The 25,735-nt window shown below is 68.6% G+C and carries 10 protein-coding genes; 9 read left to right on the top strand and 1 reads right to left on the bottom strand.

Features of this window, described 5'->3' with window-relative positions; genetic code table 11:
- Positions 1-2: 2 nt before the first annotated feature.
- Positions 3-707: a siderophore-interacting protein gene (locus tag NM2_RS10035; protein ID WP_067666944.1), complete on the bottom strand. Its 705-nt coding sequence runs from the start codon at positions 705-707 to the stop codon at positions 3-5.
- 142 nt (positions 708-849) lie between these two features.
- Between NM2_RS10035 and NM2_RS10030 the strand changes: the two genes are divergently transcribed.
- From NM2_RS10030 to NM2_RS09990, 9 genes are all read left to right on the top strand, one after another.
- The gene (locus NM2_RS10030) at positions 850-2,664 is read left to right on the top strand and encodes an ABC transporter ATP-binding protein (RefSeq protein WP_067666942.1); all 1,815 of its coding nucleotides are present in this window, start codon (positions 850-852) and stop codon (positions 2,662-2,664) included.
- Entirely contained in the window at positions 2,661-4,436 is a 1,776-nt protein-coding gene (locus NM2_RS10025; RefSeq protein WP_067666940.1) for an ABC transporter ATP-binding protein, read from the top strand. The genes NM2_RS10030 and NM2_RS10025 overlap by 4 nt, the downstream gene beginning before the upstream one ends.
- Positions 4,437-4,582: 146 nt before the next feature.
- A complete protein-coding gene (locus NM2_RS10020; protein ID WP_084530653.1) occupies positions 4,583-5,602 on the top strand; it encodes an ABC transporter substrate-binding protein in 1,020 nt (339 codons plus the stop codon).
- Between the two features lie 223 nt (positions 5,603-5,825).
- Positions 5,826-7,241, top strand: coding sequence for a cupin domain-containing protein (locus tag NM2_RS10015; protein WP_067666936.1), 1,416 nt, complete (start codon positions 5,826-5,828; stop codon positions 7,239-7,241).
- A complete protein-coding gene (locus NM2_RS10010; protein WP_084530652.1) occupies positions 7,241-8,023 on the top strand; it encodes a YqcI/YcgG family protein in 783 nt (260 codons plus the stop codon). The genes NM2_RS10015 and NM2_RS10010 overlap by 1 nt, the downstream gene beginning before the upstream one ends.
- Before the next feature lie 52 nt (positions 8,024-8,075).
- Positions 8,076-8,324 (top strand): phosphopantetheine-binding protein, encoded by a 249-nt coding sequence (locus NM2_RS50155; protein WP_067666934.1) that lies wholly within the window; start codon positions 8,076-8,078, stop codon positions 8,322-8,324.
- Entirely contained in the window at positions 8,321-13,756 is a 5,436-nt protein-coding gene (locus NM2_RS10000) for a non-ribosomal peptide synthetase (protein ID WP_067666932.1), read from the top strand. The genes NM2_RS50155 and NM2_RS10000 overlap by 4 nt, the downstream gene beginning before the upstream one ends.
- Positions 13,753-22,839, top strand: coding sequence for a hybrid non-ribosomal peptide synthetase/type I polyketide synthase (locus tag NM2_RS09995; RefSeq protein ID WP_067666930.1), 9,087 nt, complete (start codon positions 13,753-13,755; stop codon positions 22,837-22,839). Before NM2_RS10000 ends, NM2_RS09995 begins: the two co-directional genes overlap by 4 nt.
- Positions 22,836-25,735 (top strand): condensation domain-containing protein (locus tag NM2_RS09990; RefSeq protein WP_245717940.1); only part of this gene is annotated, 2,900 nt, incomplete at its 3' end. The genes NM2_RS09995 and NM2_RS09990, both read left to right, overlap by 4 nt.

Below are 25,735 nucleotides of genomic sequence, written 5' to 3'. Positions count from 1 at the left end.
GCTCACAGGCCGACTTTTCCGGTTGCCCAGTACGGCTTGGTGGTGATCGACTTCTTCGACAATTCGGTGCGGTCCAACAGGATTCGGCGCTGTCGCTGGATCGACTGCGCGTGGCCGAAGAGCGAGGCCGCGTCGTATCGGGCCTCGGTCGATGCCGTCGCTTCGATCCATTCGGCTACCGCAGTGCCGGGCACCGGCTCGGCGGGGAGTACGTCGATTCCGGGCAGCAGTCCCGCGAGCGCTTCGCGATCCTCGGCGGGCACCTCGACCGCACCCGACGCCGTGCCGTTCGCATTCTGTGTCGCGGCCAGGCCGTGGATCACGCCGACGGCGGATCCGTCGCCCAGATAGAGATGCCGATCGCCCCGATATTTCGGCGCGGGCGTGTTCATCCCGAGAGCGATCACGTCATCACCGACGCTCAAGGCGGCGGCCCAGCGGCTCCCGGGACCATCGACGCCCTGGTGGAACAGCACCGAAATCGCCGTGCCCGTATCGTCCACGGCCATCACCGAATAGTGCCGGAAGGTGTTGTCGTCGATCCGGAACTGGATGTCCTGTCCCGCCTTCCAACCCGACTTCAGCGGTTCGACCCGCAGGTCGACGCGGCGGAAATTGGGCGAGATCTGCTCGATCGCCGCGATGCTCGCGCGATGGCCGAAAGATTTCTCGGTGAGGGTGGCCAGCAATCCGGGCATGGATGGCACGAGATTCCTCCTGGTGAGCGGGCGTCGCTCCACGCCGCGATGTTTGAGTTAAGCTTAGCCTAACCAAAGATCGCAAACGATTGCACGGCTCCGCTTATGCGTACCCGAGGCGCAGCGACGTCGTGACCACTAGGGAGTTTCCATGGTACCCAACGACGCTCAGCATCGCGTCGATACGTTGACAGAGCAGGTACGCGGGCCGGTCACTGTCGCGGCGGTCGCCGAATCGCTGTCGGCCGCGCTCGCGGTGGTGCCGGTCATCGCCACGGTCAACATCGCCGGACTCATCCTGGACGGCGGCGCCTCGCGCGCGCACCTGTGGGTCTGGGTGCTCGTCGCGGCGATCGCGCTCGTGCTGGGCGCGCTGTGCGGTATCGCGTCCTCGATCGTCGCCCACCGCGCCGACGCCGATCTGGGCCTGTCGCTGCGAATGCGGCTGGCCGGGCACCTGGCCCGGCTCCCGCTGGGCTGGTACTCCTCGGACGCCGCGGGTAAGACCAAGGCCGTCGTCCAGGACGACGTCGCGGGCCTGCACGAGGAGGTCGCCCACCGCAAACCCGAACTCGCCGGATCCGTGGTCGCCGGAATCGTCGTGGTCCTCTACCTGTTCGTGCTGGACTGGCGGCTGGCGCTGGCCGTGGTCGTCCTGGTCACCATCGCCCAGCTGATCCGAAACTTCCTGACCCGCAAGATCATTCCATCGTACGGGGTGGTGGCCGGCGCCTCGGCGCAGATGGGTTCGGCGGCGGTCGAGCTCGTGCAGGGCATCACCGTGTCCAAGGTGTTCCACCGGGCCGACGAGGACAGCGATCCCACCCCCGACACCGCCTACGGCGCCCACGCGCGGTTCCGGCGCGCGGCGGCCGAGTACGCCGACGCCGACGAGAGCCTCACCAACAACATCGCGACGCTGCGCGCGTGCACCCGCGCCACCGTCGCGCCGGGCACGGTCGCGCTGATCGTGCTGGCCCTGGCGACGCTGCTGCTGGCGACGTGGGATGCCAAGCCGGTCAACGTCATCGCATTCCTGCTGCTGGGCCTGACGCTGTTCGACGTCACCACCCCGCTGTACCTGAACCTGATTCTGCCCAAGCTGCGCATCGGCATCCCGATGCCGAACAAGGCGCAGTCGATGGCCGAACGCATCGGCCAGATCCTGGACGTTCCCGAGATGGCCGAGCCCGCGAATTCCGCGACGCTGCCAACGGCCGAGGGCGCACGACGCGTCTCGATGAAGAATGTCAGCTTCTCCTACGACGGGCAGCGCACGGTCCTGCGGGGACTCGATCTCGAACTCGCCCCGGGCACGATGACCGCGCTGGTCGGCCCCTCGGGCGCGGGCAAGTCGACCGTGGGTCAGCTGCTCGCGCGGTTCTACGATCCGACCGAGGGCAGCATCGAGATCGACGGCGTGCCGATTTCGACTCTGGACGCCCAAACGCTTTACGGCACAGTGGGATTCGTCTTCCAGGACGTCGCTCTGCTGCGCGCCACCGTGCGGGCCAACATCGCCCTGGCCCGCCCGGACGCCACGCAGGAGGACATCGAACGCGTCGCGCGGGCCGCCCAGATCCACGACCGGATCCTGGCGCTGCCGGACGGATACGACACCGTGCTCGGTGAGGACGCCGCCCTGTCCGGCGGCGAACGGCAGCGCCTGAGCATCGCGCGGACGCTGCTGGCCGACACCCCGGTGCTGGTCCTGGACGAGGCGACCGCGTACGCGGACCCGGAATCCGAAGCGGCGGTTCAGGACGCACTCTCGGAGCTGGCTCGCGGCCGCACCCTGCTGGTCATCGCGCACCGCCTGCACACGGTCGTGCACGCCGATCAGATCGCGGTGCTGGTGGACGGCGCGGTGGCCGAACGCGGCACCCATCAGGAATTGCTCGACGCCACAGGCGAATACGCGAAGCTGTGGCAGTTGCAGACCACGACGATCGGAGCGCGCGCATGATCGCCCTTCTCGACAAGATCTTCGGCGACGCCGCGCGCCGGCGCATCCGCCTGCTCATCGCCGCGAGCGCCGGCAACGCGGTGCTCGAGGGAATCGCTGTGGCGCTGTGCGTTCCGGTGCTGCTCGAGCTGCTGCGCCGCGACATCGGCGCGGCCGGGTGGTGGCTGATCCCGCTCACGGTCGTGGTCGCGGCCTACTGGGTGGTCAACGCGGTCATGGAACACCTCGGCACGCACGTGGCCGCGACGCTGCGGCGCGAGCTGTTCGCCCGGCTGGCCGACAAGATCATCGCGCTGCCGCTGGGCTGGTTCGACTCGACCAGCGCCGGATCGGTGACCGCGCTGGTCACCGGCGGCAGCCAGGCGCCGCTGGGAGTCGTCCTGGCGCTCAAAACCATTGCCGAGACGGTCATCCCGCCGGTGATCGTGCTGGTGGTCCTGCTGTTCCTGGACTGGCCGATCACCCTCGCCGTGCTGATCGTCGTCCCGCTGCTGTGGGTGCTGCAACGCGCCGTCGCCAAGCCGATCGCGCGGGCGGACGCCGACGAGGCCGCCGCGGTCGCGGACGCCAACGCCAGGCTGATCGAATTCTCGCAGACCCAGCCCGTGCTGCGCGCCAGCGGCCGCGAGGATCGCGGTCTGGGCGAGCTGTCCGGCGCGCTGCGCAACCGGCACGCGACGACGAACAAGCAGATCCTGCGGGCCACGGCCGGACTCAACGTAGGCGAGCTGAGCGTCCAGCTCGGCTACGTCATCGTGCTCGCGGTCACCGTCGTGATCGGCAGCGGCGCTTGGCAATTGGGACCGCACGAGCTGGCGCGGCTGATCACCGCGGCGGTCTTCGGCATCTGGGCGCTGCGCCCGATCGGCAAGATCTCCACGGCGCTGCTGCTGATCGGCGGTTCCGCCGCCGCACTGGGCCGCATCGATGCGCTGCTGTCGCATCCCGAACTGGCCGAGCCGGATTCGTCGGCGAAGGCCACGAGCACGGGTAACGCGATCGAACTGCGCGATGTGCGCTTCGGCTACCGCGAGGGCATCGATGTGCTCTCCCAGGTGAACATCACCGTGCCCGCGGGCAGCACCACCGCCCTGGTCGGACCGTCCGGTTCGGGTAAGACCACGATCGTGAACCTGGTCGCCCGGTTCTGGGACGCGAACTCGGGCAGCGTGCGGGTCGACGGCGTGGACGTGCGGGACCTGCGCGGTGAGGACCTGATGGACCGAATCGCGTTGGTACCGCAGGACGTCTACCTCTTCGACGACACGCTCGAGGCCAACATCCGCGTCGGCAAGCCGGACGCCACCGAGGCCGAGGTCCGCCGGGCGGCGAGTCTGGCTCAGGTCGATTCCATCGTCGAGCGCCTGCCGCAGGGCTGGCAGAACCCGGTCGGCGCGGGCGGGAACATCCTGTCCGGTGGTGAGCGGCAACGGGTTTCGATCGCGCGGGCACTGCTCAAGGACGCGCCGATCGTCCTGCTGGACGAGGCGTCCTCGGCCCTGGACGCGCGGAACGAGGCCGCGATCGCCGCGGCCCTGGGCGAATTGGGCCGGGGCCGCACCCTGCTCATCATCGCCCATCAGCTCTCCACCATCGCCGACGCCGATCACGTGGTGTACCTGCGGGGCGGCAAGGTCATCGAATCCGGTTCGCACACAGAGCTTTTCGCTGCGGACGGCGAGTACGCCCGGTTCTGGCGAGAGCAGCAGCGGGCCAGGTCGTGGCGGCTGCGCGATCGTGCGAGCGAGCCCGCGGGCGGGCGTCCGGCCTGAGCGGGCCGCGCGAGCCGACGCGGCAGTCGGGGCGGGATGGGTGATCCAGCGGACAGCCCATCCCGCATCGACGATCTTTACCTGAACGGGTGACCATTATAGGATTGCCTTACCTAAGTAAGAATTTCTGAGAGGTACTGCACTCCATGGCTTCACCGACAACACTGCGCAAGCGGACGCGCCCGATTCTCCGGCGAGTGGCCGCGACATCACTCGCCCTGGGCGCGATCGCGTTCGCCGCGGGGTGCGGCAACACGGACTCGGATTCCACGACGTCGAGCACGGCCGCCTATCAGGCGGTGACCGTCGACCACGCCTTCGGGCAGACCGTCGTGAAGAACAAGCCGACCCGCATCGTGTCACTGTCCCCGACCTTCACCGACGCGCTGATCAGCCTGAACACCAAGCCCGCGGGATATCTGCCCAACCCCATGACCAATGCGGATTACGCCTGGGATCAAGGCAATTCGAATCTCGCCGGGGTCACCAAGCTGCCCCTCGGGCCGGGCGGGACGGTGCCGGAGGAGAAGATCGCGGCGCTGCAACCGGATCTGATTCTCGGCGGCGGGCTCATCCTGTCCAAGGACGAGTACGACAAGCTGAGTAAACTGGCGCCGACGATCCCGTCGCTGAAGGCCGGTGCGCTGGACTCCTGGCAGGACGACACCACCCTGGTCGGCAAGCTGCTGGGCCGCGAGGCGGACGCCAAGCCCGTCATCGAATCCACCGACAAGGCGCTGGCCGACGCCAAGCAGAAGTATCCGAAGCTGGCCGGAAAGACGTTCGCCGTCAGCCTCTTCGTCGATCCGACGAATATCGAGGTCATCACGAATCCGGATGACAACGCCAACAAGTTCTTCGAATCCCTGGGCATGAAGATCCCCGACTCGCTGCACGGCCTGACCGGCGGCCTCGGCGGCCTGAACGGGAAGATCAGCATGGAACGACTCGACCTGCTGAACTCGGATCTGCTGTCCGTCGGATACATGACACCGGGCGCGTCCGCGCAGCTCGAGGATCAGGCCCTGTTCAAGCAGCTGCCCGCCGTACAGCACGGCACCTATCTGGCCACCGACGCGGATGTCAGTTCCGCACTGCGGCTTCCGACCGCGCGGACCACGGCCTGGTTGCTGACCAAGTTCGACGGAGTCTTCGGAAAGCTCTGAATCAACGACAGCGCTGGCGCCGCGGCGATTCTCGTCGCGGCGCTACCGCTGTGCGCCGAGAATTGGCACGCATTCCATTGTGCCGCAATAGATTACCCGTGCGACATCGCACAAGGACTCGACGCCGACGTTTCAAATTGTTAATGTAGCCTTGCCTCACTAAGGGTTCCCTTAGACGGTTCGATCCGTACTGGGTGCCTGTGATCGAAGGGATAGATAAGACGTGGGCACTGTCCACCGGCCGCTGCCGGACCTCCCAGACACCACCGATCCGAACGCCATCGTCGTCGCGTTCGCCTCGAATCCGGCATTTCGCGCCGCGGAATGGAGCGAACTCACCACGCCCGGCAACCCGTACCGCAGGCCGGTGCGGCCCGACGATCTGGCATGGGTCAAGTACCACAACACGATGCCGCCGGAGAAGGCGCTGCGCCTGAGCGCCCTGCTCGGCCACCGCATGCTGCGCAACATCTACGACCTCGAGTCCACCCTCGTCGCGCCCGCCGACGGCATCGACACCGTCTCCCAGGACCGCGCCGACTTCTACAGCCGGGACAACCGAGTGCGATCGGCGCTCGCGCGTCCGGTCCTCGAACGCCACCTGTTCGACTTCCTCGACGATGCCGAGGGCGAGCGGGCCACCACCGCCGCGGACGCGCTGGAGCTGGTGCGGAACGCCGCGCAGCGCCTGTCGGAGAATACTCCGGAGGCCGCGAAACTCACCGAAAAGCTCAGCGGCACAAGAGAATCCGCCGTATTCGTGACCATGCAGTACCACGGCTTCATGCCCGCCGTCCGGGAGGCGCTGGGCCGCAGGGGCATCGGCGAATACCCGCGTCGCCTCGACGGCTTGCAGGCCGCACTGCTGGGCACCTATCAGCAGTGGATATCGCTGCGCTCGGCCTACCGCGACCTGCTGGACGCCGCGGACCTGGCGCAGACCCCGGGCGGGCAGTGGCAGCTACTGCTGGGCACCTCGCTCGCGCGCGGCAATCACCTGCTGTCGCTGGCCGCCGATCCCGGGCGCCTGCCCGAACTCGTTGGCGCGGCTGCGTTTTCGCACCTGGCCGGACAGCGCGACACCGCCGCGCTGCGGCCGATCCTCGAGCGGGGCCTGCGCGCGGAGACGAATTTCGCCGGATTCGACCTGGGTATCGGGTGGTCCGTCGACCTGGACGAATTCCTGCCCGAGGTCCTCGATGCGCTGGTGGTCTCCTACGGCGAGGACGCCCCGCGTGCGTTCCGGCGCGGATTCATCGCCGCCGAGCGCCTGCACGAGCTGTGGCACCAGGATCTGGCCGCCCAGCTGAGCTGGGCCGATCAGATCGAACTGCATCAGGAGTACGCCGAGAAGATCCACCGCTACCTCGAGGACAACAACATCGTGGTGGATCTGGACACCTTCGTGGAGAGCGAGGAGGAGACCTCGACCACGCATGTGCACAACGAGCATCGGCTGGTGATGATCGAGGAAGGGCAGATGCACTTCTGGAACAACGCCACCCACAAGATCGAATTGTTCACCGGCGACAAGATTCTCATCCCGGTCTCGCGACTGCACGGCTCCACCGTGCTGTCCGGAGTATGCACCTACCACCAGCCGATCATTCCCGATGATTTACTACGGAAGATCATCTGATGGGGAGTGAAAGTACCAGCGAGACAACCGAATCCGATGCCCTGCGCCGAATGACATTCGGCCCCCTGCCCGAATGGGGTATCAAGCACGGCACGGAGCTGCTGGACCTGATCGGCTTGCCCGAGAACGGTTTTCCGTGCACATTCGCGGTGCGCGGGGCATTGACCGAGGGCCTGCGATTCGGATTCATCGACGAACTCTACGATCAGAGCGCGCGCGAGGAACTCCGCGTCATTCTCCGGCGATATCTCTCGATGTACAAGTCCATCTCCCGCGAGACCTCGCTGATCGTCTTCTTCCAGACCAAGGAACCGAACGATTCGCTGGCCGGATACTACCGGACGTTCTGGGACATCCTCCAGGACCTGCACGACGGCGATCGGGTCCCGTGGCCCGAGGACATTCCGCCCGAGACCGACGATCCCATGTGGGAGTACGTCTTCGACGGCACCCCGATGTTCGTGGTCTGCAGCAATCCGGCGCATGTCCGTCGCCGCAGCCGCTACAGCCCGATCTTCTACATCACCTTCCAACCGCAGTGGGTGTTCGAGAACATCAAACCCGACACCAGAGCGGGTCAATTGGCGCGCAAGCGTATTCGCAAGAGATTGGTCGCATTCGACGACGGCCTGGAACCGTCCTCTGTGCTGGGCAACTACGGCGATGCGGACAACCGGGAATGGCGGCAGTACTTCCTTCCCGACGACAACGAATCGGACGTGCCCAGCGGCGGCTGCCCGTTCCTGCACCGCATGCGGCAACAATCACCGTCTTCCGATTGAGCGGCTCATCGGATCGACTACCGCACGAATCTCGACGGAAGAAGAAATACTGATGTCCGACAAGCCGAACCCTGACGATCTCTTGCGCAAACTGGTCGGTGAAGCGATGGGGGCCGACGCCGAATCTCTGGACTCCGACGCCAATCTCATGGCCCTGGGCCTGGATTCGGTACGCGTGATGAAGATTTCGGGTCTGCTCAAGCGCGAGGGAATCCGCTTGAGGTTCGCCGAAATGATGTCCGAGCCGACGCTCGCCGCCTGGCTGCGGCTGACCGACACCACCGCCTCGGACGCGTCATGACCGAATCGATGAGCGAGCGCCCGATCGGCGAGGACAGCGTCGCGGTGGTCGGCATGGCGCTGCGCACTGCGGGAGCGCAGACGCCCGAGCAGTTCTGGGCACTGCTGCGCGAGGGCCGCGAGGCGCTGACCACCTTCACCGACGAGCAACTGCGCAGATCCGGCCTGAGCGAGGCCGAGATCGCCGATCCGGCGCTGGTCCGCACGCGGCCGGTCCTGGACGGCATCGAACAGTTCGATCCGGGTTGTTTCGGCCTCACCCCGCGTGAGGCCGAGACGACCGACCCGCAATTGCGGCTGCTACTCGAATGCGCCAGTGAGACCCTGGAATCCGCGGCCATCGACCCGGCCCGATTCGACGGCGCGATCAGCGTGTTCGCCGGATCCGGCCCGGATTCGTACTACCAGCACCATCTGCTCCCGCTCGAGCGCCGCGATCCGGCCGCGCGCATGGACCATCTGCTCGGCAACAGCAAAGATTTCCTGGCCGCGCGCATCGCCTGGTCGCTGGGCCTGCGCGGTCCCGCGGTCAACGTGCAGGCCGGATGCGCGACCTCGCTGGTCGCGGTGCACCTGGCCGCGCAGAGCCTGCTGGCGGGGCAATCCGATCTGGCCCTGGCCGGCGGCGCGACGGTCTATGTGCCGCAGTACACCGGCTACCGCTACCGCGAGGGCGGCATCAACTCGCCCGACGGACACTGCCGCGCCTTCTCCGCCGACGCCGACGGCACCACACCTGGCGACGGCGTCGCGGTACTGGCGCTGCGGCGACTCGCCGACGCGATCGCCGACGGGGATCCCATTCTGGGCGTCCTGGAAGCGACGGCGGTGAACAACGACGGCGCGGGTAAGGCCGGATTCGCCGCACCCGACCCCGGTGCGCAGGCCGAGGCGGTCGCCGAGGCGCTGAGCGTCGCGGGGATCGAGGCCGACGATCTGGACTACCTCGAAACCCACGGCACCGGAACGGCACTCGGCGACGAGATCGAGATCGCGGCCCTGAGCGAGGGTATCGAGGGCCTGCTGAACGATCGCGGTCACCGCGTGTTGATCGGCACGCACAAACCCAATGTGGGCGACACCTGGGCCGCCGCGGGAGCGCTCGGCCTGGCCAAGGTGCTGCTCTCGCTCACGCATGAGGAGCTGCCGCCGAGTATCAACTCCGCGCCGCTCAATCCGCGCATCGACTTCGACGCCACCCCCTTCACGGTCAACCCCGAACTGCGGGCCTGGCCCGAGCACGAGTCCGGGCGGGTGCGACGCGCGGGCGTGCACATCTTCGGGCTGGGCGGCACCAATGCCCACGCCGTCCTCGCGCAGGCTCCGCATCGCGCGCCCGCCGCGCCGCAGCGAGCCGCCGAACTGCTGACCCTGTCCGCCCGCAGTACCGTTCAGTTGCGCGATATGCGTAAGGAACTGGCCGATTACCTTGCCACGCATCACGATACGGATCTGCGCGCGTTCGCGTGGACGTTGCAGTCCGGTCGGCGGTCCCATGCGGTGCGGGCCGCGTTCCTCGTCACCGATCCGGCCGACGCCGAACGCGTACTGCGCGAGGACTCGCACGAGTCCTCGAACTTCGAGGTGGCGGCCGCCGACGCATCGGCCGCGGACACCTCGCCCGGCGTCGACGTCGATCTGCTCACCGGCGAGAAGTATCTCGCGACACTGCGCGCGGTCGGCCGGGCCTGGCTCGACGACCGCACCGATATCGATCCGGCCATCCTGCGCGGCGGGCACACCCCGGTCCGGCTCGCCCTGCCCGGTCATCCGTATCTGCGACAGCGCTGCTGGGCGGCCGACCCACCAACGGCGACAACCGAATACGTCGCCGCGGAGCCGAGCGATTCGGTCCATACCCGGCCGATCACGCTGCCACCCTACGTCGCGCCGAGCTCGGCCACCGAGACCACGGTGACGCGAATCTGGGCCGCTGAGTTCGGCTTCGACCGGATCGGCGTGGATGACGAATTCTTCGACCTCGGTGGACACTCGCTGCTGGCGGCGCGCATCGTCGACCGCCTGCGCGCGGCCTGTGCCGTGGATCTGTCGATCCGCGAATTGCTCTCCGAGGCAACGACTCCCGCCCAGCTGGCGGCCGTGATCGACACGCGCGAGCACGTCTCGACCATCGCCGACACGCCCAGCTGGCAGCCGGGCATGCGGATACCGCTCAGCGCCGCACAGCGGCGGATGTGGCTGTTCATGCAGCTCTACCCGGCCTCGAGCGCCTACAACATCGGATTCCCGATGCGGTTGCGCGGCGCGGTCGACATCGAGGCGCTGCGACGCGCGGCCAAGCGGCTGCTGGCCCGGCACGCCGCGCTGCGAACCCGATTCGTCGTGCACGAGAACACTCCGTTCGCCGTCGTCGACGAGCCGGACGACACCGTGGACATCCTCACGGTTCGCGGCCGCGACGACCGCACCGCCGAACAGTGGATCGCCGAGATCGACTCGGCCCCATTCGATCTCGGTACCGGACCGCTGGTGCGGCTGGCCTTCGCGCCCGCCGGGGATCCGGACGGACCGCACCTGATGCTGCTGTGCGCGCACCACAGCATCGCCGACGGTATGAGCGTGGCCGTCCTGCACGCCGAACTGGCCGAGCTGTACGCGGCCGACCTCGAGGCGCGTGCCCCGCGGGTGCCCGCCACCGTCGCGCAGTTCCCCGATCTCATGCTGCGTCGCGAGGATCCCGCGAGCCGCGCGGAACGTGCTGCGGCACTGGACTATTGGCGTGAGCGCCTGGCGGGCGAGCCCGCCGTGCTCGACCTGCCGGCCGACCGTCCGCGTCCGGACACGCCCAGCTTCGCAGGTCATGCGCACACCTTCGACCTCGACGCGCAACCGTCGGCCGAACTTCGCACGCTCGCGCAACGTCATCACGCGAGCACGTTCGCGCTCGTCACCGCGGCATTCATCACGGTGCTGCACCGGCTCACGGGGCAGACCGACATCCTTACCGGCACCGTCACCCACGGCCGCCTCGACGCCGCCGAACGCGACGCGGTCGGCTGCTTCGCCGACACGGTCCTGCTGCGCGAACGCATTTCACCCGACCTCGCCTTCAGCGCCCTGCTCGACCAGGTGCGCGACACCATCGGCGAGGCGCTGGCCCACCAGTCGGTGGCCTTCGACGAACTGGCGGCGGACCTCGGCTGGGACGCCACCGCCAGCCGGACACCGATCCCGCAGGCCATGGTGATCGGCCAGCAGCCGGTGCAACCCCTGCGCATGGGCGGGGCCGTCGGCGAGCCGATCGTCGACCGGGTCGACACCGCCCGATTCGATCTGGTGTGCAACGTCTGGGAGGAGGACGGCCGCATCCGGGGCGCGGTGACCGGCGCGCTGGACATCTTCGCCGTCGAGACCATCGCCCGTCTCGCCGAGGCGATTACCGCGGCATTGGAATACCTTGCCGCCGAGCCTGATTCGGCGCTGGCCGACGTCTCGATCGTCCCGGCCACCCAGCGCGAACTGCTGCGCACGGGATGGACCGGCGCGGGGCACCCGGATTCGGCCGACGTCTCGAGCACCGGAATTCCGCGCGGCGCTCGTCCGCCCGCGGTGCCCGAACTCGTGCTCGAGGCCGCTCGCCGCGATCCGGCGGCGATCGCCATCACCACCGATTCGGCGACGATCACCTACCGCGAACTGCTCGACGCCTCCGAGCGCCTGGCCCGCAGGCTGCTGGACGCGGGCGTCGCGCGCGAGCAGATCGTCGCGGTGTCGCTGCCGCGCGGTATCGACTACGTCGTGTCGCTGCTGGGCGTGATGCGCGCGGGCGCGGCCTTCGTGCCGGTCGACACGACCTGGCCGTCCGAGCGCCGCCGACAGGTGCTCGCGCAGGCGGGCGTATCGCTCATGATCGCCGATCCATCCGCGACAGATGCTCTGCCGCAGGGTATCTCGGTGATCGATGTGCGAGCCGAAGCAGAGCCCGGTCGGCACCCGCTGCCGACGGTCGATCCGGAGCAACTCGCGTACGTGATGTTCACCTCCGGCTCGACCGGAACGCCAAAGGGCGTCATGATCCGGCACGGCGCGATCGGTTACCGGCTGCGCTGGCAGCAGGATCTGCTGCAATTCGGCCCGTACGACGCCGTGCTGTTCAAAGCGCCGCTGGGATTCGACATCTCGATCAACGAGATCTTCCTGCCGCTGGCGGTCGGCGGCAGGCTCGCCGTCGTGGCTCCCGAGCGCGAGGCCGATATCGGGCATCTGCTCGAGGTGATCGAACGCGACAGGGTCACCTTCTTCTACGTCGTGGCCTCGATGCTCGATCTCATCCTCGACCGCCGCGACAGCGCCACCCGGGCCCGTTCGCTGCGCTATGTGTGGTGCGGCGGTGAGGCTTTGACCGACGAGCTGTACCGGCGATTCGCCGCCGCCTTCCCCGAGGCCACCATGTTCCACGGGTACGGACCGGCCGAGGCGACGATCGGGGTGGCGTGCCGCAGGTACACCCCCTCGGGCGGTGCGAGTACGGCGGTCACCATGGGTGTGCCCAATCCCGGTGCGCGCGTGTACGTTCTGGATCGCCGGTTGCGTCCCGTGCCCGTCGGCATGGTGGGCGAACTGTACATCGGCGGGCTGCCGCTGGGTCGCGGCTATGTCAACGCACCTGCGCGAAGCGCGGAATCCTTTGTCGCCGACGTGGTTTCCGGACTGCCCGGCACCCGGCTCTATCGGACCGGCGATCTGGCCAAGTTCACCGCGACCGGGGAGCTGCAATTCTGCGGCCGGGTCGATCATCAGGTCAAGGTGCACGGGCACCGGGTGGAACTGCCGGAGTTGGAGGCTGTGGCCATGCGGCACCCGGCGGTGCGCCGGGCCGCGGTCGTCCTCGACGCCGACGGTGAACTCGCGGCGTTCTGCCAGCCCGAAGACGGCGCGCAGTGCGATGTCACCACGCTGCGGCAGTGGTTCACCCGGTGGGTTCCGGCCTTCATGGTTCCGCGCGGCATCACCGTCCTGGACCATATCCCGCTGACCGATGCGGGCAAGGTCGACCGAAAAGGACTGGCCGCGTTGGCCGTTCCGCCACAGGACGAGACGCCCGACCGCATCGCGCCCAGCGGCGACACCGAGCTGACCCTGGCCCGGATCTGGTGCGAGGTACTGGGCGTCGAATCGGTCGGATCGAACCGCAACTTCTTCGAACTCGGCGGCCATTCCATGGCCATGGTGCGCGTGCAGAACCTGATCGACGCCGAATTCGACATCGAGATCGCCCTGCTGGAGTTGTTCGAGCACACCACGATCGGGCAGCTCGCCGCACATCTGGACAAGCGGCGAACCGGCGATGCGGGCGAGTCCGGTCCGGACGTCCGGGTCGACAGCGACGCGGTCGCCGCAGCCCGCCGACGCGCCGAGGCGGCCAAGACCGCACAGCGGGCGGCCGCCGCACGCCGAAGGAACAAAAGATGACCACCGAACGCTACGAGCCGTTCCCGCTGACCGACACTCAGCGGGCCTACCTCATCGGGCGCGGTGACTTCTATCCGCTCGGTAACGTCTCCACGCACGCGTATCTCGAATATCGCTGCGTGATCGACCCGGACCGTTTCGCGGCGGCCTGGGCGCGCGTGGTGGACCGGCACGACATGCTGCGCGCGGTGGTGGACCCGCGCACCGCCACGCAGCGGATATTGCCCGAGGTGCCCGATTCCGGTCTGGTCCTGCGGGATCTGCGCGGACTCGACGAGTCGGGCGCCGCGGCGGAGCTGGCGGCGATCCGCGAAACGATGGCGCACGAGGTCCGCGCTGCCGACCGCTATCCGATCTTCGGCCTGACGCTGTCGCTGCTGGCCGACACCGACCGGCCGGAGGAGGTACGCGCACACGTGCACGTCGGCATCGACGGATTGACACTTGATTACGCGAGTTGGCATGTGCTGCTGCGTGATCTGTCGATCTACTACGACGATCCCAGCGCGACGCCGCCCCCGCTGACCTGCTCGTTCCGCGATTACGTGCTCGCGGCCCAGGATCTCACCGATCCAGCGGACATCGCCGAGGCACACGAGTACTGGGAACGCGTGCTGCCGGATCTGCCCGGCCCGCCACAACTTCCGCTGCGACGCGAGCCGGAATCGGTGACCCACCCCCGATTCGACCGGCTCGACGACTGCCTGGACGCCTCGACCTGGTCCCGCTTGCGGACCCGCGCCACCGAGCACGGGCTCACCGCCAGCGGGCTGATGGTCGCCGCGTTCGCGCAGGTTGTCGCGCACTGGAGCGCCACACCGCGCTTCACGTTGAACGTTCCGCGCATGGGCCGCAACGAACTGCTGGACGGCGTGCAGGACGTCGCCGGTGAATTCGCCACCTTCACCCTGCTCGACGTCGACGCGAGCGAACGGGAGCCGTTCGCCGACTTCGCCTTCCGGGCGCAGCGCCGAATGTGGGAGGCGCTCGAGTACGGCGTGATCAGCGGCACGGAACTGCTGCGCAGACTCGGGGAGCTGCACGGCACCGAGCACGGCCCGGTCCTGATGCCCGTGGTACTGACCAGCACATTGGCCTTCTCCAAGGGCGATTCGGCGCTCGTGCGCGCCCTCGAGCCGGTCTACCACATCACCTCCACACCCCAGGTGTATCTCGACGTACAACTCGAGGAGCGACTCGGCGAGCTCTACATCAACTGGGACTACGTGCAGGATGTGCTGCGGCCCGGCGTCATCGAGGCGATGTTCACGGCTTGGTCGACCCTACTGCGCAACCTCGCCGACGACGAAACCCATTGGCGCAGCGATGATCCGATCGGATTCGATGCGGCATTCGCGAACAACGAACAAGCGCGGCGCGGCACAGATTCCACCAGCCGGGTGGATGGCACACACCCGACCGACGAACAGGCCTGGCGCAGCAACGATCCCACCAGTCCGGACGGCACGCCCCTGACCGACGGACAGACGTGGCGCAGCGCCGATCATGTTCGGCGCGCGGACCAGCTTCCCGATGAAGCTGTGCACGAGAGTGTTTCGTCACTCGTCGAGGAATCCGCGCTGGCGCACAATGCATTCCTGGAGCAGGTTCGGGTGCGTCCCGATGCTCCGGCGGTGCGCGGTGCGGATGGAAGCGAGTACACCTACGCGCAGTTGCATGCCCGAGCGGCCGCTATCGCGTGGTGGCTGCGGGAGGTGGCACCGGAACCCGATGTGGCCGAACCGATCGTGGCGATCGTCATGGCAAAATCGCCCGAGCAGATCGCGGCGGCGGTCGGGGCGCTGTGTGCCGGAATGGCTTATCTGCCGATCGATCCCGAGTTGCCGACGGCATCGATCGGCGCGCTGCTGGACCGCGCCCGGCCGATCGCGGTGCTGACCGACACCGCGACCGAGCGAGTATTGCCGGACAACGCACCGCCCACGCTGGCCGTCGACCGGCTCGCCTCCTCCCCTCGGCTCGGACTCCCGGAGACCACGACCGACGCGCACAGCCTGGCCTATCTCCTGCCGACATCGGGATCGACCGGCGAACCCAAACTGGTCGCGGTCGAGCACGGCGGCGTGGTCAACTGCCTGCGTGCCACGGCACGCGCGTTCGCCCTCGGGCCGGATGATCGGTCGCTGGCGGTGACCGCGCTGCACCACGACATGTCGCTGTTCGATGTATTCGGTGTCCTGGGCGCGGGCGGCTGCGTCGTGGTGCCCGATGCCGCCGGGCGCACCGATCCGGAACATTGGCTGGCACTGATGTCCGAACACGGTGTCACCCTGTGGAATTCGGTACCGGCGATGATGCGGATGCTGCTGGACTACCACCGCGAGAACCCGGCGGCCGATCTCGGCCCGGTCCCGCTGCGGGTGAGTTTCCTCGGGGGAGACTGGTTTCCGCTCGAGCTGGCCGCCGACTATCGTGCCGTCTTCGATGCCGCCGAACTCGTCAGCGTGGGCGGCCCGACGGAGACGACCCTGTGGAACATCTGGCATCGGGTCGGCGATCCGGCCGACTACCGGGATTGGATCAGCGTGCCCTACGGCAAGCCCATTCCCGGCGCGCGCTACCACCTGCTCGACGAGCGCGGATTCGAATGCCCGGACTGGGTGGTCGGCGAAATGTGTTGCAGCGGACTCGGTGTGGCTCGGGAGTACCTGGGCAATCCGGAACTGACCGCGGAACGATTCGTCCGGCATCCGGCTATCGGCGAAAGGCTCTATCGCACAGGCGATCTGGGCCGACGTCGGCCGGACGGCACGCTGGAGTTCATCGGCCGGCGCGATTCGCAGGTCCAGTTGCGCGGTCGCCGGGTCGAGCCCTCGGCCGTGGAGGCGGCGCTGCGCAGTCACCCGGATGTGGAGCACGCCGTCGTCACGGCGGTGGCGCAGACCTCCGGCCCGGGACATCGCGCACTGATCGCCCACGTGGTGGCCGACACCGACGAGCCGACCCTGCGCGCCCATCTGCTCGGTCGCGTCGCGGGATACCTGGTGCCCAGCCGGATCCTGGTCCTGGACGCGCTGCCGCTCACCGCGGGCGGCAAGGTCGATCGCGCCGAGCTGACCGCGCGCGGGCAAGCGGCCCTGAGCGAGTCGGTGTCGGCGGACGCGGACCACACCTCGGACGCGGACCACACCTCGGACGCGGCACTGACCACGGTGATCGCCGCCGCCTGGGCCGACGTGCTCTGCCTGGACCGGGTCGGCCCGCGCGACAACTTCTTCGCACTCGGCGGAGATTCGTTGTCCGCCACCAGGATTCTGGCCCGATTGCGGCGGGAACTGGCCGGCTGCGAGGTGTCCGCACGCGCCGTGCTGGCCGGTATCGACGTCGCGACCTGCGCGCGCGAACTCCTCGCGCACGCGGGCCCGGCGATCGAGCAAGCCGCTCGTCGCACCCTCGACGGCGGACCCGCACCCGAGCACACCGCCCACCGGACCACCTTCGCGAGCGGACCCGCACCGGCCACCGGACCACTCTCGGCCGCTCAACGACGCATGTGGTTCGCCGAACGCCTCGCCCCCGGCAGCGCCGCCAACCACCTGGCGGTGACGATCCGACTCGACGACGCCCTCGACCCGGACGCCCTGTGCGCGGCCCTGTCCGACGTGGTCGCCCGGCACACCGTTTTGCGCACGATCTATCGTATCGACGCGAACGGTTCACCCGCACAACACATTCTGGACTGGCCCTCCGGGGCAGCACCCGCCAGCAGTCACGGACCGACCGCCCACACCGAGACCGACCCGGTTCAGCAGCTCGAGGTGACTTCCGACCCGACCGGCCACACTCGAGCCGAAGCGGTCCGGTCCTTCGAGGTGACACGGGCGAACGATGCCGACCGGACCACCCACGCAGATGGGGTTCAGCCCCTCGAGGTCACCCGAATCAGCGAACCCGACCCCATCGCCCGCGCACACGACGAAGCGGTCCGCCCGTTCGACCTGAGTTCGGAACTGCCGATCCGGGCGGGGCTGGCCCGGGACGAGGCCGGGGGTGGTTGGCTGTTGTGGATCGTGTTGCACCACATCGCATTCGACAACAACTGCTGGGACATTCTGTTCGGCGATCTCTCGGCGGCCTATCGCGCCCGGCGAGATGGCCAGGTCCCCACGCCGAACCCGGCAGGCAGGTATCTGGATTACGCGCTGGCGGAAGCCGACCACTCGCACGACGTCGAGTACACCGCCGCCCGCGATTACTGGCGTTCACGTCCCCTGCGGACCCGCCCGGGTTCGACCTTGCCGCCACGCGGCGGCCGCAGAACGGTCCAGGAGCTGACCGCATCGGACCGGACAGCGATTGCCGAATCCGCACGTACACTAGGGATCTCGGAGACAGCGGTACTGATGACGGCCGCGGCGCTGACGATCGGACATCGCACCGGCCGCGATGCGGTCACGCTGGCCGTGCCGGTGATCGACCGCGGCGCGCCGGGGGCGGAATCGGTAGTCGGCAATTTCGGCAATCTCGTACTCGTCGATATCGATCTCACCGCCGCAGATCCACTCGCCGAGGTCGCCGCGAAGAGTATCGAAGCCTATGCGCACCAGCAGGTTCCGTTCGATGTCGTGGTGGCCGATCAGCGCGCGGCCCGGCCGGGCGAATCCGGCCCGCTGTTCGATGCCGTCTTCTCCGCACGCGGCGAACTGGCTGACCAGCTGGCACTCGACGGCGTGCGCGCCACCCTCACCCCGATCGAATTGGCCACCGCGAGATTCGATCTCGTCCTCGAATCCGTCGACAGCGGCGGCGGACGCTCGCTCGGTGTCGTCGCGGATCGCGACCGCTATCGCGCCGACGAGATCGACTCCCTGCTCGGCGAATTCCACGCCACACTCACCAGCCTGACCACGGCCCGGAAGGAAGTTCAGATGACCGGCAGCACCGAATTCGAGGATTTATCCGAAGGGCCCGACGCCGACGCGATCGCGGTGATCGGCATGGACGGCCGGTTCCCCGGCGCACCGGATCTGGCGACGTTCTGGGACAACCTGATCGAAGGCCGCGAGGGCGCAAGGGAATTCACGCTCGAGCAGTTCCTCGCCGGGGGCGGGACCGAGGCCGAGTACACCGATCCCACGCTGGTCCGGGTAGCGTCCTCGGTCGAGGGTATCGACCAGTTCGACGCGGATTTCTTCGGCTACCGCCCGTCGGAGGCGGAGCTGATCGACCCGCAGCAACGCCTGTTCCTGGAGTGCTGCCATCAGGCGCTACAGCAGTCCGGGCAGGTGCCCGACCGCTTCGACGGCCGGATCGGGGTGTACGCGGGCGCCAGTCAGAGCCGCTATTTCCTGGAGAACGTCTATCCGCACGTCATGGATCAGACGAATTCGATGGCGTCGCTGCCCGCCACCTCGGGCAGCTCACCCGGCGGCATCGCCACCCGGGTGGCCTACAAACTCGGTCTGACCGGTCCGGCGATGAGCGTGCAGACCGCCTGTTCCACCTCGCTGGTGGCGATCCACGTGGCCTGCCAGGATCTGCTGAGCTACCAGTGCGATGTGGCCCTCGCGGGCGGCGCGTCGCTGAATCCCAATCCGCACCAGGGCTATCAGGCGATCACCGACGGCCCGCTGTCCCCGGACGGCCGCTGCCGCGCCTTCGACGCGGGCGCCAACGGCATGTTCCCCGGTGACGGCGTGGGCGTGGTCGTGCTCAAGCGCCTGGCCGACGCGCTGGCCGACGGCGATCCGATCCGCGCGGTGATCAAGGGTTCCGCGGTCAACAACGACGGCAACCGCAAGGCCGGTTACGGCGCGCCAAGTGCCCCCGGTCAGGTGGAGGTCATCCTCGCCGCGCAGGCCGCGGCCGGGACTACCCCGGAGGACATCGGATACGTCGAGGCGCACGGCACCGGCACACCGGTGGGCGATCCGATCGAGTTGCGCGCCCTGGACGACGCGTTCCGCACCGGCACCGACCGCACGGGTTACTGCCTGCTCGGCTCGGTGAAGACGAACCTCGGCCATCTGGATGCCGCGGCGGGCGTCGCGGGATTCATCAAAACCGTTCTGGCCCTTGAGAATCGGACGATTCCGCCGAGCCTGCACTATACCGCGCCGAACCCGCTGTTCGATATCGACGCCAGCCCGTTCCGGGTCGCCACCGCCGCCACCGAATGGGACGAATCCCTGCCGGAGCTGGCCGCGGTCAGTTCCTTCGGGATCGGCGGCACCAACGCCCACGTCATCCTCGGGCGGGCGCCGCAACAACCCGCGCGAGCAGACGAAAACATCCGCGCCCCTGAGGTTCTCGCCCTCTCCGCACGCACCCCGGAGGCACTCGGAAAGGCTGTCGAGCAGCTGGCGGCGCATCTGCGGGCCCACCCGCAACTCCCCCTGGCCGACGTCGCGCACACCCTGCGCGTCGGTCGCGAGGACTACGACTATCGCACGGCCGTCGCGGCCTCCGGAATCGATGCGGCATGCGACGCACTCGCCGCCGCATCACCCGCGCATGCCCGCGCGGACCGGCCGGTCGTCTTCGTTCTGCCCGGCGGCGGCACCGATTATGCGCAGATGGGCCTGGGGCTCTACACCTCCGAACCGGCCTTCCGCGACGTCATCGACGCGGCGGCGAAGGTCGCCGAACCGTTGACCGGCGTCGACCTGATCACGCACCTGCACGATCCGGAAGGATTCGCCGAATCCGGCGATTCGGCAGTCGCTTTCGTGGGGATCGTCGCCACCGAGATCGGACTCGCGGCGACCCTGACCGGCTACGGCGTCACGCCCGCCGCGCTCATCGGGCACAGCCTCGGTGAATACAGCGCGGCGTGCATCGCGGGCGTGATGAGTCTCGAGGACACGATCCGGGTGGTGGTCGAGCGCGCCCGCCTGCTCGACCGGGCGGGCGGCGCGGCCACCAGCGTGCTGCTCGGCACGGACGAGCTCGACGAGTATCTGAGCGCGAATCTCGGCATCGCCACGATCAACGGGCCGCTGCACACCACGGTGTCCGGCCCCGTCGACGAGATCGCCGCGCTGGAGGCCGTACTCGAGGCCAAGGGCGTCGACGTCAACCGGCTGCCGCTGCCCGCGGTGCACTCGTCGCTGCTGGATCCCGAATTACCCGCACTGGCAAAGGTTCTGGCGACGGTATCGCTGGGCGAACCGCGAATCCCGGTGATCTCCAACGTCTCCGGCACCTGGCTGACCGCGGCCGAGGCCGCCGATCCCGACTACTGGCTGCGTCACACCCGGCAGACCGTGCGCTTCGCCGACGGCATCGACACCCTGGTCCGGGAGCATTCGCCGCTGTTCGTCGAGGCCGGGCCCGGACGCGGAATGACGCGGCTGATCGAATTGCAGGCGGGTAAGGACGCGGTCGCGCCACCGGCCATGCGGCATCGCCGTGACGAGAGCGACGACCGGGTCGTCCTGCGCGCCGCGCTCGGCGGCATCTGGGCCGGGGGCGGCGCGGTGGATCTGGCGCTCACCGGGTCTGCGGACGCGCGGAAGGTGACCCTGCCGGGCTATGCCTACGAGCGTCGCCGGTTCTGGATCGACCCGCCCGCCCGCAGCGCGCCGCGCCGCTTCGACCTGTTCGGCTACCTGGATCGACGCGAAAACGAACTGCGCCAGCAGATTCCGGTCGAACACGTCGAACAGGGCCTGGATTCGCGGCTCGAGGCGCTCTGCGCGCTGTACGTCGCCCGGTTCCTGCGCGAGATCGGTTGCGCCACAGCGCCGGGCACGCTCATCGACCCGGCGGCGATCGCCACCGAGCAGAAGTTCGTCGCGCCCTACGAGCGCTTCTTCGACGCGCTGCTGTCCCTGCTGCTCGCCGACGGTTACGCCGTGCGCGAGGGCGATCGCCTGCGCATCACCGAGAAGCCCTGCGACGAGGGCGAACTCGACCGCGAACGGGCCGCGCTGCTGACGCAGTACCCCGATGCCGAGGAGGAACTGGCCTTCCTGGACTACTGCTCGGCCCGCTACCTGCAGGTGTGCACCGGTGAAATCGCCGGTACCGAGGTGATGTTCGCGAACGGGTCGGACGATCGCTCGACCGATGTGGTCGACAAGCGTCTCGCACACAGCGACGTCGCGATCTACACCCGCCTGGTCGGCTCGGCTCTGCGCGAACTCGCCGCCGGACGCGACCGGCCGCTGCGGATCCTGGAAGTCGGTGCGGGCCAGGGCTATCTGACCTGGGCGGTGGCCGAGGCGGTGCACGGCACTCCGGTCGAGTACACCTTCACCGACCTCGGGCGCTCGTTCGTCGTCGCCGCACAGCGCCAGGCCCGGGAGCAGGGCTACGACTGGATGCGCTTCGGGGTGCTGGACGTCACCTCGGACGCCGAGGCGCAGGGCTTCACCGAGCAGTTCGACGTGGTGCTCGCGTTCAACGTGCTGCACGCCACCCCGGAGCTGGCCACGACGGTCGCCGAGGTGCACTCGCTGCTCGCCCCCGGCGGCAGCCTGCTGCTGCTGGAATCCGCTCAGCAGCGCCGTGTTTCGATGCTGACCGCGGGTCTGTTCGAGGGCTGGTGGTACTTCACCGACTCGATGCGCACCCATTCACCGCTGGTCTCCCCCAAGCAGTGGGCCGAGTTGCTGCGCGGCGCCGGATTCGCCGATGTGCGAGTGCAGTCCGACGCCGACACGTACGACGTCGCGCCGGTGGACCACGCGCTGATCGTCGGCTCCCGCGCACTCACCGCCACCTCCGACGCACCCCAGCAGGCTCCGGCCGGTCGCGGAATGTTCGGCGGCGGTTCGGCATTCAACGCCCGGCCCGCCCTGTCGGTCCCCTACCGCGAACCGGACGGACCGCTTCAGGCCCGCATCGCCGAGGCATGGCAGGCGGTGCTGGGCATCGACAAGGTGGGCGCCGACGACGACTTCTTCGACCTCGGCGGCGAATCGCTGCTGGCGATGCAGCTGGTGACCAGTCTGCGCAAGGAGCTGGGTGTGAGCCTGTCGGTCAAACAGTTCTTCTCCTCCGGGAATCTGACCGTCACCGGGCTGGCCGAACTGGTCGAACGCGCCCGTTCGGACAGCGGCGCGCACCGGTCGGTGGACGTGATCATCCCCAGCGCGCGGCGTGCGGTGCGGTCATGAGCGAGACATTGAACTTTCCCGCATCCTTCGCCCAGCAGCGAATGTGGTTCCTGCACAGGCTCGATCCCGCGGATCCGTCGTATCACGTCCCGCTGCTGCTGCGCATTCGCGGGCCGCTGGACGTCGGCGCGCTCACCGGAGCGTTCGAGGATGTGATCGAGCGTCAGGAGCAGCTGCGCACCTCGTTCGCCGATGTGGACGGCGAACTCCAGCAGCGGGTGCATCCGCGCGGCCGGTTCGAGCTGGTCCGGAATCACGTCGAGGCGAGTGATGCCTCCGACGCCGAGCTGGTCGACCGGCCCGCCGTGGCCGAGGTGCTGCGCGGCCTCATCGATGCGCCATTCGACCTGGGCGAGCCCGGTGCGCTGCGGGCGGCATTGCTCGACCTCGGCGGTGAGGACCGGTTGCTGGCGATCGTGGTGCACCACATCGTGGTCGACGGCATTTCACTGAAGATTCTGCTCGGCGAACTCGACGCGTTCTATCGGGCGCGCGTCGGGGATGTCCCGGTTGCGTTGCCCACCTTGGACATCCAGTACGCCGACTACTCCGAGTGGCAGCACGGCAAAGCCGATCAGACCGCGCTCGAGGCGGAAATCGCGCACTGGCGCGGGCTTTTCCCGCGCGGCCTGGCCGACTCGGCCGTGCCGACCGACCGTCCGCGCACGGCCACGCGCACCTCGAGCGGGGCGCGTCACGAGTTCGATATCGACGCCACGACCGCCGATGCCGCCCGTGCGCTGGCCCGCGGCGACGGCGCGACGCTGTACATGGTGCTGCTGGCGGCCTGGTCCGCGACCGTCTCGCGGGCCAGCGGCGGCTGCGAGAGCGTCACCGCCGCGACACTTCTGGCCAACCGCGACAATCCGCAGATCGTCGATCTGATCGGCCTGTTCGTCAATACGCTGCCGATCCCGGTCGACCTGAGCGGGCAGCCGACCTTCCGTGCCCTGCTGGCCCGCGTGCGCGCCGCCACCATGGACGTCTTCGCCCACCAGGACGCGCCCGTCGAGCAGATCGTGCCCGCCCTGCGCCGCACGCGGGACACCAGCGAGGTGACGTTCCCGCTGCTGTTCGCGTTGCAGAACTTCGCCGACGCGCGAGTCCGCTTCGCCGGCCTCGACGTGGTGCGCATCGACGAGGACGAACGCTCCACCCGATTCGAGCTGGAACTGCACATCTGGGAGCATCCCGACCGCCTGCGCGCGGCGCTGGTCTACAGCACCGACCTGTTCGACGCGGACACCGTAGAACAATTGGCGCGCACCTTCACCACGATGCTTCGAAGCTGCTGCGCCGCACCGGATCTCGAGTTCAACCAGCTCACGCTACCCGCCGAGTCCGTGCTGCCCGCCTCCCCGGTCCATCGAAAGTCACCATCGGACCGGCCTTTCGGTCACAACACCGCAGCCGATCTCGATCCTGATCGGCTCGCGCCGCCCGCCGAATCGACCTCGACCGCTTCTCCGGCGCGCCGAGAGCCCGGACCGGACCACCATTTCGGCAACAACGCCCCACCGGATGTCGAACGCGACAACCGCACGCCGCCCACCGAATCGACGCCGCCCGCTTCAGGGGATCACCGAGAGTTTCTGGCGGACCAGCGTTTCGGTCACAACACCGCAGCGCATCTCGGAGCCGATCGACTCCGGCAGCCCACCGAGTCGACGTCGCCCGCCTCTCCGGCGCACCGAGAGTCGCTGACGGACGCGGCCTTCGGTCTCGACACCGACGCGGTCGCGCGATACGAGGCCGTGCTGCGCGAAGCGGGAATGCGGCCGGGCGACGTCGTCGCGACTTCCGGGCATCCGCACTCGAGCGATGTGCTGATCGCCGCGCTCGCGACGCTGCGGCGCGGCGGCGTATGGCTGCCCTTGGACCCGCGTGACTCGGATGTGGCTCTGGCACAGGAGATCTCCGCCGCCGATCGCGCGTACCGGCCCGAGAACTGGTTCGCCGTCGGCTTCCGGACGCCGGGAGCCCGCCCGCTGCACGCACCGGGCAGTGTCGAATCCGCCGACGTCACCGCTGCGCCACCCGTCGACCTCCCGCCCGACCTGCCCGCGATCCTCGCGACGGCTCCGGGCGGCCGGGTCCTGCTGGACCGCGCGACCGTGACCGCGCAGGTGCGCACCATGCGGGCGTGGTTCCCCGGCGGCGCGGATCGGGCGATCTGGCTCGGCGACGCGGCACACGCAGCCGACATACTCTGGGCAGCACGAGAATTCGGGTGGATCAGCGACACGCGGGACGCCGCGGACGTGGCACTCGGCTCCGGCGCGGAACTGTCCGGCTTCGCGGGCACGGCCATCGTCGTCGGCGAGTCCGTGGCCGCCCCCGTCCACGCCCATACTGTCTACGGCGACGAGGCCCGCGGCTGGTACCTGCGGGTCGACGCCGACGCGAGTGCCCACAGCACCGGCGAGCTGACCGTGCGGGACTCCTTCGACACGGTGGTACCACACGGTTTCCGCGGCGCGATCCACATCGACGGCAGGCCGACCGGATTGCGCGGCGCCGTCATCGGGACGCGATTGCGGATCGACGCCGACCGCGCGGACACCGCGGTCTGGACCGGGCGCGGGCCGGTGCTCGCCGCCCGCATCCGCGATGCCCTGCTGACTCTGCCGCAGTTGCGCGAAGCCGCCGTACTCGAACGCACGAATGCCTCGGGCCTGCGCGAAACCGTCGCCTACGTCTCACGCACCACCGCCATCGAAGGCCGCGCGGTACTGCGCCTGCTCGACGACGACGTACCGCGCGCACTCGTCCCGGACGCCGTGGTCACCCTGCCCGGCGCACTGCCGCTCGATGCGGCCGGGCGCATCGATACTGTTGCGCTGCAACGCATTCCCGTACTCGATAGGGTGGAGACCGAACGCATCACCGCCGCGGC

This window comes from Nocardia miyunensis NBRC 108239 (genome assembly GCF_001613065.1).
In the GTDB taxonomy this organism is placed as follows: domain Bacteria; phylum Actinomycetota; class Actinomycetes; order Mycobacteriales; family Mycobacteriaceae; genus Nocardia; species Nocardia miyunensis.
The sequence above is the reverse complement of the archived record's forward strand: the minus strand, read 5'-3'. Positions and strand labels throughout refer to the sequence as shown.